At 65.8% G+C, this 14,770-nt stretch carries 12 protein-coding genes; 7 read left to right on the forward strand and 5 right to left on the reverse strand.

Annotation, left to right across the window (positions count from 1 at the left end; all coding sequences use genetic code 11):
* Nucleotides 1-54 precede the first annotated feature (54 nt).
* Nucleotides 55-687 (forward strand): TetR/AcrR family transcriptional regulator, encoded by a 633-nt coding sequence (locus ACZ5IQ_RS20460; RefSeq protein ID WP_244872816.1) that lies wholly within the window; start codon nt 55-57, stop codon nt 685-687.
* A 15-nt stretch (nt 688-702) separates the two neighbouring features.
* On the opposite strand, the gene ACZ5IQ_RS20465 is transcribed toward ACZ5IQ_RS20460, so the two are convergent.
* Together ACZ5IQ_RS20465 and ACZ5IQ_RS20470 are read right to left on the reverse strand one after the other, a co-directional pair.
* Entirely contained in the window at nt 703-1,842 is a 1,140-nt protein-coding gene (locus tag ACZ5IQ_RS20465) for a Rieske 2Fe-2S domain-containing protein (protein WP_212806521.1), read from the reverse strand.
* Nucleotides 1,843-1,862: 20 nt separating this feature from the next.
* The gene (locus tag ACZ5IQ_RS20470) at nt 1,863-2,507 is read right to left on the reverse strand and encodes a TetR family transcriptional regulator (protein ID WP_212806522.1); all 645 of its coding nucleotides are present in this window, start codon (nt 2,505-2,507) and stop codon (nt 1,863-1,865) included.
* Nucleotides 2,508-2,626: 119 nt separating this feature from the next.
* Here ACZ5IQ_RS20470 and ACZ5IQ_RS20475 point away from each other — a divergent pair, with 119 nt between their 5' ends.
* Genes ACZ5IQ_RS20475 through ygiD form a run of 3 tightly spaced genes read left to right on the forward strand, consistent with a single transcriptional unit; the run spans nt 2,627 to nt 5,396 of the window.
* Nucleotides 2,627-3,127, forward strand: coding sequence for a VOC family protein (locus ACZ5IQ_RS20475; RefSeq protein WP_212806523.1), 501 nt, complete (start codon nt 2,627-2,629; stop codon nt 3,125-3,127).
* Nucleotides 3,127-4,581 (forward strand): FAD-binding protein, encoded by a 1,455-nt coding sequence (locus ACZ5IQ_RS20480; RefSeq protein ID WP_212806524.1) that lies wholly within the window; start codon nt 3,127-3,129, stop codon nt 4,579-4,581. The genes ACZ5IQ_RS20475 and ACZ5IQ_RS20480 overlap by 1 nt, the downstream gene beginning before the upstream one ends.
* 50 nt (nt 4,582-4,631) lie before the next feature.
* A complete protein-coding gene (gene ygiD, locus ACZ5IQ_RS20485) occupies nt 4,632-5,396 on the forward strand; it encodes a 4,5-DOPA-extradiol-dioxygenase (protein WP_464481491.1) in 765 nt (254 codons plus the stop codon).
* Between the two features lie 7 nt (nt 5,397-5,403).
* Here ygiD and ACZ5IQ_RS20490 read toward each other — a convergent pair whose 3' ends face one another.
* On the reverse strand, nt 5,404-6,786 hold the full coding sequence (locus tag ACZ5IQ_RS20490; protein ID WP_212806526.1) for an NAD(P)/FAD-dependent oxidoreductase: 1,383 nt from the start codon (nt 6,784-6,786) through the stop codon (nt 5,404-5,406).
* 382 nt (nt 6,787-7,168) lie between these two features.
* A complete protein-coding gene (locus ACZ5IQ_RS20495) occupies nt 7,169-8,050 on the reverse strand; it encodes a cutinase family protein (RefSeq protein WP_212806527.1) in 882 nt (293 codons plus the stop codon).
* A gap of 353 nt (nt 8,051-8,403) precedes the next feature.
* On the opposite strand from ACZ5IQ_RS20495, the gene ACZ5IQ_RS20500 reads away from it, so the two are divergent.
* Genes ACZ5IQ_RS20500 through ACZ5IQ_RS20510 form a run of 3 tightly spaced genes read left to right on the forward strand, consistent with a single transcriptional unit; the run spans nt 8,404 to nt 12,209 of the window.
* Nucleotides 8,404-9,738 carry an MFS transporter gene (locus tag ACZ5IQ_RS20500; protein ID WP_212806528.1) on the forward strand — a complete coding sequence of 445 codons (1,335 nt, stop codon included), beginning with the start codon at nt 8,404-8,406 and terminating at the stop codon, nt 9,736-9,738.
* A complete protein-coding gene (locus tag ACZ5IQ_RS20505) occupies nt 9,735-11,042 on the forward strand; it encodes an ABC transporter substrate-binding protein (protein WP_212806529.1) in 1,308 nt (435 codons plus the stop codon). Before ACZ5IQ_RS20500 ends, ACZ5IQ_RS20505 begins: the two co-directional genes overlap by 4 nt.
* Before the next feature lie 18 nt (nt 11,043-11,060).
* The gene (locus tag ACZ5IQ_RS20510; protein WP_464480165.1) at nt 11,061-12,209 is read left to right on the forward strand and encodes an FAD-dependent oxidoreductase; all 1,149 of its coding nucleotides are present in this window, start codon (nt 11,061-11,063) and stop codon (nt 12,207-12,209) included.
* Nucleotides 12,210-12,270: 61 nt separating this feature from the next.
* Here the strand turns inward: ACZ5IQ_RS20510 and ACZ5IQ_RS20515 are convergent, their stop codons facing one another.
* Nucleotides 12,271-14,703 carry an Ig-like domain-containing protein gene (locus tag ACZ5IQ_RS20515; RefSeq protein ID WP_464480166.1) on the reverse strand — a complete coding sequence of 811 codons (2,433 nt, stop codon included), beginning with the start codon at nt 14,701-14,703 and terminating at the stop codon, nt 12,271-12,273.
* Nucleotides 14,704-14,770 lie beyond the last annotated feature (67 nt).

Genomic DNA, 14,770 nt, shown 5'->3' on the forward strand with positions numbered 1-14,770 from the left:
TAGGCGAAGTGTGCCACACTGGCACACAGCGGCGCAATGTCCCATAATGGGTAAATGTCCGGAGCAGAATCGACGACCCACTCCCCGCGACTGGGGACGGCATTGAGCCGTCAGGCCGCGGTCGACGCTGCAACTCGCCTGTATCTGGCGGGCGAACCGGTCGACATGTCAGCGCTCGCCACCGAACTCGGGATCGGCCGCTCGACTCTCTACCGGCTCGTCGGAAATCGCGAAGACCTTCTCGCGACCGTGCTGGCCGAGGCCACCGAACGCACGTTTCGCCGAGCCCACGCGGAGGTCGTCGCGGAGGCGGAAGCCAAGGGCGAATCGCGCGGTGGTACCGGATTTCTCCTCGCGGTGATGGACCGCTTCCTGAACGCCGTTGTCGACGCGAAACCGCTGCAGGCGGTGTCACACCGTGAGCCGCTCCTGATCGTGCGGCTCATGCTGCTGCCCGGACTCGTCGAGCAGACCGCAGGTCGTCTGGTCGGCGAGCTCCTCGACGCCGAGGTCGCGGCCGGCCGAATGGAATTGCCGCTACCCACCGCCACTTTCGGCCTGGCGCTCATTCGCATGTGCGACGCGCATCTGTACGCGCCGCTGCTGGGCGGCGGCGCCCCCGAGATCGGTACCGCACTCGACCTGGTGGCCGCGCTACTCGGCCACAGCCGATCCGACGAAGACTGAATCCTGTTGCGGCAGTCAGTTCGACGTTGCAGCAGCCAGATTGTCCGCGACTTCCGCTTCCCAACTCTCGATGGAATGCGTGGTGTCGATCTCGAACTCGAATCGGTCCGTCATATCCGGCGTCACATCTTCGACGTCGACATAGAACTGCTCGTACCAGCGGCGCTGCTGATACACCGGCCCGTCCTCCTCGGTGAGCAGCGGGTTGTCGATGCGGGCCTTGTGCTTCCAGATCTCGACGTCCTGTTCGAAGCCGGTCTGAACGCCCTCGATGAAAGTTCTTGCGAGGTCGGCGTTTTCCTCTTCGGCCAGGCCCGGGAGCTTCTTGACGATGGCACCGTACTGCAAGACGAACGAGTTCGGGCTGACCGGGTAATGCGAGTTGATCAGGATGGTGTCGACGGTCATGCCGTTGGCCACGCTGCGCAGCCGGTCGATCATGTAGGAAGGCCCGAAATACGAAGCCTCTGAATAGAGGATGGACGTCGGGTCATGGAAGGTGCTGACAACCATGTCGTCCCGCGGCGTCGAATCCATCACCTGGGTGGCGACATGACCTTCGAAGATGTTCTTGAAGTTCCGGGGAAATGCGTAGTGCACGTAGAAGAAATGCGCCATGTCGACGTTGTTGTCGATGATCTCGCGGCAGTGCGAACCTTCGATCAACTGGATGTTCCAGGTCCAGTCGGTCCAGGCGTCCGTGCCGTACCCCTCGATCTCGGGGATGTCGACTTCCGGCGGCGGGGTGTTGCCCTGCGGGTCATTCCACACGAACAGTTGTCCGTTGCGTTCGAGTGTCAGCCAGGAGCGGGTCCGCGCCAGCCGCGGCGTCCGTTTGGCGTAGGGCACCAATGTGCACTTGCCGTCTCCGCCCCAGCGCCAGTCGTGGAACGGGCACGCGATCGAGTCACCTTTGACAGTGCCGTACGCCAGGTTGCCGCCCATGTGCCGGCAGTACGCATCGAGCACGTTGAGCCGGCCCTGGCTGTCGGCGAACACCACCAATGACGTGCCGAACGCGTCGATCTGATGGGGCGCACCGTCGTTGAAGTCGCGGATCAGGCCGAGGCAGTGCCAGCCGCGGGCGAACCTCGTCGGGTTCTCCCCCGCCTCGATCTGCCGGATTTCCGTCAGCTCTTGATCCGTGACCGACATGCGCTCCTCCATCGTTGTTTTCAGCGGGGGTCAGCCAGCGCGGGCATCGGCGCGGTGAGCAGACCGACGACCATCGCGACGATGTTGTCCCTGGCCTCGGCCTCACCGAGAGCACCACGGGCCGCGTCGCGATGCTCATCCAGTTGGCGTTCATGGTCAGCGAGCAGGGTGTACATGACCGAGGCCATCGCCGCCATGCGTTGGCGCCGAAGCGCTTCCGGTAGGTGATCGAGGGCGCGCAGCAGCCGGGTGGTGAGGATTCGGGTGGCCGGCCACTGCTCCGACGTGAGCGTGAGTTCAGCCATGACGGGGTGATGGCGCACGCGTTCGAGGAAGCGCGCGTAGTGGCTCGACCCATCGGAGTACGGGGTGTCGAACAGCGGCTCAACCAGAATGGTCACCAGGGCGGTGATGCTGTCGTCAGGCTCCCCGGCACTTTCATGCTCGGCCAGCAGCGCCAGCCGCGCCTGTTCCAGTGGCGCCTGACGATGGCCAATGATGGCCTTGATCAAGCCATCTCGCGATCCGAAGTGATAGTGGACAGCCGAATTGTTCCGCTGCCCGGCAGCCACCGCGACGTCACGGAGCGACACTTCCGGGCCGGATTCCGCGATCAGGCGCTCACCGGCGAGGAGCAGCTCCGTGCGGGCATCAGACCGACTCACGGGCTTCAGTGTAGTTCTCTGGCTTCAGATTGCAATCACTGACGCTTGACCAATTAAGTGACGACGCTTATTTTGAGGTGGTTCGTCCCGCCATGCGCTGGCTCCCCGGAAGGAAACCCATGACCGTCTCTTATGGACCGATCTGCCAAATCGCCTGGGTCACCGCGGACATCGAGGCGACCGAGCAGTTGCTGAGCAAGCAGTTCGGGATCGGTTCATGGGTCCGGATGCCCGACATCGAGTTCGGGCCGGAGAGCTGCCGCCTGCACGGCGAGCCCGCCGACTTCACGGCCCACATCTCCTTGTCCTACTCGGGCGACATGCAGTTGGAGCTGATCGAACCGGTGCGCGGCAAAAGCATCTACACCGAATTCCTGGCTCGCAGCGGCCCGGGCCTGCACCACGTGTGTTTCGAGCCGGCCGATTTCGACGCCGCCGTGGCGTCGGCGCAAGAGCAGGGTCTGGCCATCGTCCAGGAGGGTGAGATGTCCGGCGGGTTGATGCGTTTCGTCTATGTCGACGGCGCGTCGGCCGGGGTGCCGTATATCGAGCTCGGCAAGTTCAGCCCCGAGATTCACGCGATGTTCGAGTACATCAAGACCGCCGCGGCGGGCGCGTGATGATTCCGGAAACAGTATCAGCACAAAGTGTTTCGTCATTCTCCGACGAGGTCGACGTTCTCGTCGTCGGGCTCGGCATGGCAGGAGGCTGCGCAGCGGTGGAAGCAGCCGCCTCAGGTGCGCGCGTACTCGTGCTGGAACGTGCCGCGGTGGCCGGCGGCACCACGGCGATGGCCGGCGGCCACTTCTACCTGGGCGGCGGCACCGCGGTCCAGGAGGCAACCGGCCAGGACGACTCCGCCGCCGAGATGGCCAAGTATCTGACCGCGGTCTCCAAAGAGCCTGTGCCGGAACTGATCAACGCCTACTGCGAGGGCAGTCCCGAACATCTCCGGTGGCTGGAGGCCCTGGGCTTCGAGTTCGAGCGCAGTTACTACCCGCACAAGGCCGTCATCCAGCCGGAGACGCAGGGCCTGATGTACACCGGCAACGAGCAGGTGTGGCCGTACCGCGAGCAAGCGGTTCCGGCACCGCGAGGTCACAAGGTCCCGGTGCCCGGCGATACCGGCGGCGCGGGCATGGTGGTCAAGCTTCTCGTCGAGCGACTGGGCGAACTCGGCGCGGAAATCCGTTACGAAACAGGCATATCCGCACTCGTCGTCGACGATGACCGGGTCGTCGGCGCAACCTGGAAGCACTTCGGTGAGACGGGCGCCGTGCGGGCGAAGTCCGTCGTCCTGGCCACCGGCGGATTCGTGATGAACCGCGAGATGCTGGCGCAGCATGTGCCTCGACTGGCCGATGAGCGCGTTTTCGCCTTGGGCAGCACCTATGACGACGGCATCGGAATCCGACTCGGTCAATCCGTCGGCGCCGCGACCAGATACCTGGACCAGGCATTCATGACCGCTCCGGTATATCCGCCCGCCACCCTCCTCACCGGCCTGATCGTGAACCACAACGGGGACCGGTTCGTCGCCGAAGACTCTTATCACGCACGAACTTCCGCCTTCGTCCTCGAACAGCCCGACAGCGTCGCGTACCTCGTCGTCGACTCACGTCATGTCGAGATGCCGACGATGCCGTTGGTTCAGTTGATCGACGGTTGGGAAGATGTCGCCGAGATGGAGGCGGCACTCGGCATCCCGGCCGGCCGGTTACAGTCCTCGCTCGACAGGTACAACGCGAATGCGGCACGCGGCGAGGACCCCGACTTCCACAAGGCGACAACGTATCTCGAGCCGCAGGACGTCGGCCCATGGGCGGCGTTCGATCTGAGTCTCGGCAAGGCGTTCTACAGCGGTTTCACCCTCGGCGGTCTGGCGATCTCGGTCGACGGGGAGGTGCTCCGCGACGATGGCACCGCCATTGCCGGGCTGTACGCCGCCGGCGCCTGCGCCTCCACCATCGCGCAGGACGCCAAGGGATACTCCAGCGGCACCCAGCTCGGTGCCGGTTCATTCTTCGGCCGTCGGGCAGGGCGCGCCGCCGCCGTAGCGGCGACGGGAGCCTGATCCCGGTAGCGTTGCAGATGATGACCGGACAAGCCGACCTGCCCACGATCATGCCCGCCGCGTTCATCGGCCACGGCAGTCCGATGAACGCCGTGGAACACAACCGGTACACGGCCGCATGGACAGAGTTCGGCCAGTCGGTACCACGGCCCCGGGCGATCCTGGTGGTCAGTGCGCACTGGTACATCAACGCCACCGCGGTCACCGCCATGGCCCATCCCCGCACCATCCACGACTTCTACGGCTTCCCGCAGGAGCTGTTCGATGTGCAGTACCCCGCGCCGGGACTTCCCGAGCTGGCCGACGAGATCGCCGAGACCGTCAAACCGACGTGGGTCGGGTCCGACCGGGACAGCTGGGGCATCGACCACGGCACCTGGTCGGTGTTGGTGCATGCCTTCCCCGATGCCTCGATCCCGGTGGTGCAGTTGTCGATCAACGCCGATAAGCCGTTGGAGGAGCACGTCGCGCTCGGCGCGCAACTGGCCGAATTGCGCAGCCGCGGAGTGCTGATCGTCGGTAGCGGCAACATCGTGCACAACTTGCGGGCCATGAACGCCCGGCTACCCGACAGTGGATTCGATTGGGCCACAAGGTTCGACGACGCGGCAGCCGATCTGCTCACGGCGGTACCGGCCGACATTCTGCGGCTTCGGGAACATCCCGACTTCGCCGCCGCCGCGCCGACCCCGGATCATTTCATCCCGATGCTCTATTTCGCCGGGCTGTGCGCAGCCGCCGACACCCCGGCGCACGTGCTCGTCGACGGCTACACCTACGGTTCGCTGTCCATGACGTCATACACCCTGACCTGACACACGCTCACGCAGTGCTGGTGGCGTCAACCTCCGTCGCACCGGCGGGTTTCAGGGTCTCGGCCGGAGTTGCGTACGCGTGGCGACGGTTGAGGAACTGGTGACGCGCATTCTCGCCGACCAGCGTGCGCACCTCGTTCAGCAGGGCACGTCTGCCCCGGTGCTGCTGCCGCAGCAGCCGGCCGGCCGAGCCGAACAGCCGAGCCGGACTCAGCACCTGCGAGGGCTTCTCCCGGTGCGTGAAGAGATCGAGGAACCGCCCGATCTGCCCCTTGTCATGCAGGTCCGCGACCATCTGCGGGAACACTGCCGGCACCCGCCCCGCTTTGCCCAGATCGTTGGCGAACCAGTAGTGATCGGAGAACTCGCGATCGCGCCACCGGCCCCAGCGCGCCAGTGCCGCGTCCTGCGCTTCCGGTGAACCGCCCAGTCCCGCAACGATTGCCGGCACCGCCGCGTCAACCTGTGCGAATGCGTCACCGATCCCCCGCCCGGGCGACGGATCCTTGAAATGACCGGCGTCGCCGACCAGCATCCACCCGGGTCCGCACGGGTCCCGGAAGAAACCGTTGTAGTGGACCATCCCGAACAACTTGCCGACTCGCTGAGCGCCCTCGAGCGCCTCGACCACCGGTTCACAGCTCAGGGCGTGGTCCATGAAGCTGCGTTCGAGGTTGGTGCGGAATCGCGGTAGCTCACTCAGCTCGGGGATCACGATGACCTGATACAGCCCGTTGTCGGCCGCCGCGCCGATCACGAACTTGTCGGCCCACCGATGGAAGACGTTGGTCGGCTCCTCCGGCATGTTCGCGCCCTCGAAGAACGCCCAGTACGCAAAACGTTGATTCGGTACGACGTTGTACTTACGCGCCGCAACAAGATTCGCGACGGTCGAGTTGCGGCCGTCGGCGCCGACGACGAGTCGGGCACGGAGTTCGTTCTCGTGGCCACCGTTCCTGACGCGCACGCCGGTGACCCGCCCACCGTCCTGCAGCAGTCCGGTGACGTCGGCGGCCATCCGTACCTCTGCCCCCGCCTGCTCGGCGGCGCCGACCAGAATCGGATCGAGCAGGGTGCGCCGGACGGAGGCACTACCGCCGACGTCGCCTGCACGTTGCGGCCATCTGACATTGAACTGGAAGTCCTCGGCGCGGGAATTGGACCGCATCATGAACGGCGCACCGGTGGCGTGCAGTTGGTCCGTCACGCCGAGGCGATCGAGAAATGCCAACCCGTCGGCCTCGAAGATGTGGGTCGACAGGGTGTCCCGTGGAAACGTCGCGCGTTCGACTACCGCAACGTTCACACCCTGCCGTGCCAGCATCGCGGCCAGCGGCGAGCCGGCACACCGAGCACCGACGATGACGACGTCAAATCCTTGGGCCAACATGGTTGCTCCCGAAGTTCGCACTGCGCCGAGGCGGGCCGACCCGGCGCAGCTGGAAAAAGCGTACGCCGCACAATGCGTGACGTACAGCAATTCTTCAGGACTTTGCCGTGCTTACCTGAAACGGAATTTCGCCGGTTTTATCACAGCACCGTCAATGCCACGACGCGCTAGACCCGTTGTTCCACAGCAGTTCTGACGTAACTGTGGTTGCGCGCGACGATGGCGTACTCACGCCTCCGACAGGCCGGCGTGCCATGAATTGCATCAAAACAGTTCGCTTGCAACTTAATTCGTCACCGTAGCGCTCAAGATGCCGGTCGTGGAGTCCGCCGAAAACTGCGAAACCTGTTGTGCGCACGTAATGCTGCGCACGGCAGCGGCGCTACGACAAAGCGGGTCCGGGAGTCGGCGACGTCGTAGAGGAGGTCGACGGAACCGAACTGGGAGGCTGCAATCCGTAGCCGGCCTGCGGGCCCGGCGGCGTGCCGTACGTCTGCGGAGGTCCGGGCAATGCGCCGTAGCCCATTTGCGGGTTGGTACCGGGCTGCGGGCCATACGCCGGGAACTGCGAGCCGTACCCGGGCGGTGTCAGATGCGAGCCGGCAAGGAGCTTCGACGCCACGAAAGCCGCTGCCTGGTCCGTGTAAGCGGGAACATAACCCTGCGTGTGTCCACTCCAGGAATTGCCCGCACCGGCGTGGCAGATCGGGTCGGCAGGATTACAGAGGTCGATCGCCTTGGGACTGAGCGGTGAGTTCTGGGTCGGCGGCGCTCCGTCGGTGCGGTCTGCCTGGTTGCCGAAAGTAGCGACGGCCGCGATGTTCTTGTTGTACTCAGGCGGCAACGGATCACCCCAGTTGATACCGGAGAAGCCGGCCACGATGTTGACGACGCTCGCGCCTTGCGAGTAGCCACCCAGAACGATCTTTGTATCGGGGCAAGCCGACGCCGTGGACTTGATGTGAGCGATCGCGTCCTTGGCCCCCTCGCCACTGTGCCGCTGCGTGATGGTGGCCTTGTAGTCCACCGCATACGACCTGATGGTCAAGCCGCCGGCCTGCTTGCGCAGCGCATCAACGAGGGCATCCCCGACCCGGCCCATACCTGCCGGCTCGTCGGTGCCGCGCGCGAAGATGACTTCGGCGTCGGGACAGTCGTCGGCAGCAGCCACCGGCGCCACGCCCGTGATGACGAGCGGGGCCGCAACCGTGAGCAGAGCGACCGCGCCAGCAACGACCGCGCGATGTACGTGGCGAAACAGCATCTCCGCATCTTACCCGCATACAGGAAAGTAAGACAAAACCCTGACCAGCAAATATTCATTCCACAGCAATTAGGACCGCGTCCAGATGCGCGATCCAGTCAGGTTTCCGGCAAACTCGGCGACCGGGATTCCACCTTCCAGCAGCGCGGGTACCGACCGCGCCGGCCGGTATAGTCGCCGGCGTGGGTGCTCGTTCCGACCAGGCTTCCGCACCCATGGTGCGGGCGCATTCGTCGTGCGCCCCGTCTTTTCTCTCCTCGATCTGGAACCGCGCCCGCCTGGCGCCCCTGAACAAATTCGCGCGCTGATTTCCGCTGCCCGAACGTTCACCCCTCCAGTTCCTGTGATGAGAAATGAAGCCATCTCTCTACGCCGTTGCGGCGTCGTTGTACCTCGCTGAGTACACCCTCTATTCGAACTCCTCCGCGACCGTTCTCTTGAACGCGTCGATCTCGGACTTCTTTCACGTGCCCTACGGGCTGGCCGCAAACGTCGGCGTGGCCTTTCTCGCCGGGTTCTGTGCGACCCTCCTGCCGGCCGGCCTGCTACTGCACCGCTGCCGGCCGCTCACCACGTTCTACGTCAGTTCGGCAGCGCTCGCGGTACTCGGCGTCGCCGCGAGCCTCAGCCCGTCGTTCTGGATCCTCATCGTGGTCCGGTTCCTGCAGGGCGCGGCGTCGGCCGTGCTGGCACCGCAGTTGTTCCGGATCGCGCGACAGCAGTTCTATCCCGATCACCACACGGCATTCCTCGGCACCTGGGGGTTCGTGGTGTCGGCGTCAGCGCTGTGTTCACCACTGATCACCGCGGTGCTCAACGACGCGTGGGGGTGGCGGGCCTTCCCGTACGAGACGGTGCTGACGACGGTTGTGTCGATTCCGCTACTGGCGTGGGGCGCGCGGGCGCAGGCACCCGAACTCGAGACTGCGCCCGAGACCTCCCGCCAAGGTGCGGGTTTGATCATCGGTTTCGGGCTGGCGCAGGTCGTCATCTTCCTGGCGGCCGGGACGACGAGTGAGCTGACGACCAAGGCCGCGTTGGGCGCGCTGGCGACGGTCCTGGGCGTCGTGGTCATCGGCGCCTGCCGATCGTCAGCCGGGGACGGAGGTCGCCGGCCGATTCTGTATCGCAGCTTCCTGATCGTCTTCGTGGCGGGCATCGCGACCAACGTCTTCACCTTGGTGGTGATCTATGTCCTCCAACGGGTGCACTCTTTCACCTCGTACCGGGCGGCGCTCGTTCTCGTGCCCATGGCGGTGGTCGCTGGTCTGTTGCCGATCTCGAGGTTCGGCCGCCCCGGCGATGCCGCGAAGAACACCCGGTTGGTGGCTTACGGAGCGGCTTGCCTAGCACTGGCCGGCTGCTGGGTCGCGGTCAGCGCCGAGCATGTGGGTTCGTCGCTGATCAGTGCCACCATGATGGGCGGCGCCATGGGCTTCCTCTGGAGTTCACTGGCCACCAACGTGCTGACGAGTTCCGGCCGGGTGACGTTCGATTCCGCGGTGTACCACTACCTGCGGGCGTTGGGCGCGGCCATCGGGGTGTCGGTAGGGGCAACGGCGATCGGCGGTTTCGCGGATCCGCACCGCCTGCTCATCTTCGCCGGGGTGCTGATCGCCGTCGTCGGGGTCATCGCGTCCGTCGCCGTACGGCCGGTCGTCACCGCTCGTGTGGAGGTCCAACGGTGAGGCGCGACATCGTCTTCGCCTGGCCGCCCGGGCAACTCACCACGGACCCGCGCCTGGCCTACAACGGCATCTCGAAAACCTATGTGCGACAGGTGTTCGAGAGCCTCGTCGACATCGACCCGGTCACCGCCCAGCTGCGACCGTGGCTGGCGTCGTCGTGGCGTCGCCCCGATCCGCTCACCGTGGAAGTGACGGTCCCGCCCGGCCGGCACTTCTCCGATGGCACGCCGCTCACCGCAGAGCTGGTCCGAAACAGCTTCCGCGACATCATGACCGACCTTGCGGACGCCACTCCCCTGCCGGCGGCGGTTGCCGCGCTCACCGGACTGTCAGCCGTCGAATCACGCGGCGAGACGGTCACGTTCCGGTTCGAGCGGCACAACGCCGCATTCCTGCACAGTCTGGCCGGTGTGAACTTGGCGGTCAGCAAGCCGTCGACCGGTGACATGCGCCTCGGCACCGGCTCGTGGGTGCCGGCGGAGTCGGGGTGCCTCGTCGATGGCAGGCATCGTCTGGTGTTCGACGCGCGCGACGACGGATCCGCCGCGGTGCGCGCCGGTAGCACCGACGGCTTCGTGACGGCCGATATCCACAACCCGGGCATCAGCTACGGCTTGTGCCCCAACGCATCCCGCGGTCCGCTCGCCGATCACCGAATCCGGCGTGCGTTGTCGCTGCTGATCGATCGTGAGCGACTGCGCCCGATCCTGCAGACGTGCGGCTACACCGTCGCCGGCTCGGTGCTCACGCCGACCGCGCTGCACTACCTGGATTGCTCAGACCAGTTGCGGCACGAACCGGCAGCGGCACACCGGTTGCTCGATGCGGCCGCCGCCGACGGGTTGCGATTCGAGGTCGTGTTCAACAGCTCGTTCTCCCCCGTCGACGCCGGACTGTTGTCCGCGGTTGCCGGCCAGTGGGCGGACCATCGCATCGAGCTGGTGCTGCACGACGTCGACTTCGGCGAGCTCCGGTCGCGGCAGCAGACTGGCGACTACGATTTCCGGTTCTTCTATTACACGGCAACCGATCCCGATGCGTTGCGGTACCAGTTCGCGCTCGATCAACGCAACGCGATGTGCCGCGTGGAACGCGATCGGCTCGACGACCTGCTCGACGCTCAGCTGCACTGCCCCGAGCCCGCCGAGCGCCGAAAGCTGGTGCACGACATCCAGTCCCGAATCATCCATGACGGGCTGTGGCTGCCGATCGGCAACGTGCGCACCGTCGTCAGCCACCGACCGGACACCGTGCCCCGACTCGCGCTCGACGCCGAGGGCCTGGCGCGCTTCACTCATCTCTGAAACCGAAAGGCACCCAACGTGTCAGACCACACCACCGCACCCGTCGTCATCGTGGGCGCCGGCCTCGGCGGACTCGCCGCGGCGATCGCACTACAGCAGGGCGGCCACCACGCCATCGTGGTGGACAAGACCCGTGAGCTCGGCGAGGTCGGCGGCCCGCTCGGCATCTCACCACCGACGCTACGACTGTTCGGCGAATGGGGCATGCTCGAGCAGTTCAACCGGATCTCCTCTGCGACGCGCTATTTCGAGACACACGATCAGACCGGTCACGTCGAGTCCGTCGCCGACTACGCGGCAATCCCGGAAATCGGTTCGGAACACGGCCGGTTCGGATACGCCGACGCCGAGGTGTCGCCGCGCACCGTCCACCGGGCCGATCTGCATGCCCTGATGGTGGCGCATCTCGGCCGGGACCGAGTTCGGCTGCGCCACCAGCTGACCGGTCTCGCCGAGCATGACGATCACGTCGAGCTCACGTTCGCCGACGACGCCGTCATCCGGACGCAGTTGGTGATCGGGGCCGACGGGCTGCGTTCCACTGTGCGTGGGCTTTTCAGCGATGACTCGATCAACTACTGCGGTTCGGTGATCTTCCGCGCCGTCAGCCCCGTCGACTGTCTCGGTACCCGCCCGAACGACCGGTTGCGCTCGTGGCATTCGGCCGACTACGCCAAACACGTCATCGCTATGCCGGTGCGCGCGGGCCGGCAGGTAGCGGTCGACGCGACCCTCGGTATCGACGAACCACCACTGCACCTGTGGTCGGCGCGTGCGGATTTGGCAGCACTGGCAAGGCAATTCGATGATTTCGAGACCGTCGTGGGTCAGCTGATCCGCGGCGCCACCGGGCCGATGTACATGCACCCGGTCTACGACCGGGATCCCATCGCGCGCTGGACCACAGCGCGCGTCGCGCTGCTCGGTGACGCCGCGCATCCGATGACGCCGTTCGGCGGGCAGGGCGCCAATCAGGCCATCCAGGACGGTGCCGAACTCGCACGTCAACTGTCCGATGCGCAGGACGGTGATGTCGCCGCGGCACTCCAGCGCTACCAGGCCGTCCGGACCGAGCAGACAGCGGAGATTCAGCGGTCAGCGCGGCAGCTGGCCTCGCGGCGGGCGACCATCGCGATGCGGCTGACCGACGTGCTGGTCGACGCCTAGCCCCGCGGACGCCGAAACCTGAAGCGGCGGTGACGTTCCATGAACGTCACCGCCGCAGACCTCAGACTGCCGTCGTGCCACCGATCGACACGTAGGGCGCCGTCCGGAGGGTGTACCCGCTCTGCCGCTCCGCGATCTGCTGGGCGCGCTGCGCCTCGGTGACGTAGACCGTGGTCTTCGGCAGCACGGTCTTCAGCTGGTCGAGCGTGACGACCTGCGCCGAAAGCGTCGGCTGGACCGTGGCATTCGGATCCAGGCCCTGCCAGCGAGCGAAGATCGTGCCCTGGTTCAGGCCGCCGGTGGACACCCAGTTCGCCACGCCCGGATCGGTTTTGGCGACGACGAGGGTGTACGACCCATCCGGGTTGGCGATGGCCTGCGCGTTGTTGAGGCTCGTCGGGTCGCCCGTCGTGTAATCCGGAGAGATGGTCCAGGCGTTGGTCACCGGCACGTTGAAATACTTGGCGGTGCCCGGCGTCAGCGTGATGACGAGCGCCTCGTTGTCGGCCAGGTTGAAGTGCCCGATGCTCTGTTTCTGCGTGGACAACGTCTGAGAGCCCGCGTTGGTCGGCTGCGGCAGCGTGTTGACCGGATCCTGACCCGCCAGCGGCAGCCAGGCGTCCGACGTGACGTTGACGGCCTGCATCACGACGCCGTTGGCGATGTTGGTGATCGCCGCCGACGGCAATGTCGTATTGGTACCGGAGGTCTGCTCGATGGTCAGGCTGAGGCCCTGGTTGGTGTTCCAATCGGTGACCGTGTTGCGCACGAAGATCTGGCCGGCATTGGTCCCCGCGGGGCCGTCACCCAGGAACAGGTAGTTGGTGGTGCCGGCCAGTGCCGGGTCGCGGCCCGCGACGATGGTGAACGTGCCGTCAGGATTGACCTGCAGTTGGTCGCCGGTGATGATCGCCGATGACTGGCCCGTGGCACCGATCTGCGCCGTGATGTTGACGTCGGGCGGCATCTGGCCGTTGATCTTGCCGTGGATGACGTAGCTCTTGCCATCGCTGATGAACGCCATGCGGTACAAGGTGTCCGGGTTGTCGTAGAGCACCTGGTTGCCCGGCGAGGTCACGCCACCGATGGTGTGCGGTGGCGTGGCGATCCAGTTGAACGACGGATTGCCCGCGGCGTTGTCCGCGATGTTGATAGCGGCCATTGCCGAATACATGGCGTACTGCCGCACCGCCGCATCGAGCATCGCCATGTTCTGGGCGTCGACGCCGCCGGGCACGTCGGAGAACGTCACGGCTTGGGTGTTGATCCACTTCTGCTTCAGGGCGGCGATCGCACCATCCATCGCGCCGGAGTTCAGGAGCGCGAGTGCCCTTTGCTCGGTGCTGATTTCGGTCGCGGTCGCCAGCGGGCTGGTCTGCGCCACCGTGCTGACGGTGATCACCTTGGTGGTGGTGTGCGGTCCGGGTGACATCACGTTGAGACCCAGCGGGTCACCTTTGAGATCACTTGCGGTCACGGTGAAGCTGTCCGTCCCACCGTGCACCAACGCCTCCGGATTCGGCACGTACTTGAACGAGCCATCCGCGAACAAGGTCACGGTCCCGTTGGCCGGACCCGTCGACACGTGGAGTTTCACGTTGTCGCCGTTGGGATCCGACGTGGTGATCTGGCCGAGGATGGCACCGTTCATCTGCAGCGTCTGCGCCGCGTCGTAGCTGATGGTCGGCGGCTTGCTGCGGAACAAGGAGTCCAGCTCGCGACGGACCAATGACAGGAACCCTTCCAGCGAGCCGGGCCGCGCGGGTGCGGTCGGCGAATGGCCGGCGAACGGTGCCAGCAGGTTCGAGACGGCCGTCGTGATGCCGGACACCGCGGCCGTGAGGAAATGCGCCGGCGCGGTGGCCGCCGTGGATACGACCGGCCGGGTGGTGGTCACTGCCGGCGCCGACGCCGACAGCGTCGAGAGGTTCGCGGCGCGTGGGGCGACGGCAGCGGGCGCTGCCGCGGTCGCGGAAACCACGGCACTCGGCGACCCACTCTTGGCCGTCGATGATGTCGAGGGCACCGAGCCAGCCGCCGCCGGCGTCGATGCGGGAGTGTTCGATGAGAGCGCCTGTTGCGCGCCGGGACTTTTCGGCTTCGGCTGTGGCTTGGGTGACTTGTTCTTGCTCCGCGGAGCACTTCCGGTCTTCGTGTCATCAGCGGCTGCAGGGGCGGTGTCGCTCTCGGCCGGCGTGCCGGAGGTGCCGCCCGTCTGACCAGAGGCGGTGGACGAACCCGCAGTGTCCGATGTTTTTGAGCCGTTCTTCAGGCCTTTACGCGCTTTACGGCTGGAACCGGCCGAAGCCTTGTCGCCGGAGGTGGCGGCTTTCGGCGCCGCCGAATCCGACGCCGAGCTGGTGCCGGTCTTGCTTCCCGACCCCGTGGAACCGTCATCGGCCCAGGCCACCCCGTGCCCGGTGAGGACCGCGGTCCCGACGCCGAGCGCAACTGCTAGTCCTCCGACACGACCAATGCTCGTTGCAGCACTCATCGCACTCCTCTCCATTGAGGTTCCGGTTGGGCGGAATCCGTTGATATGTATCGAGAAAGCGGGTCGC

It is taken from the genome of Mycobacterium toneyamaense (assembly GCF_055384815.1).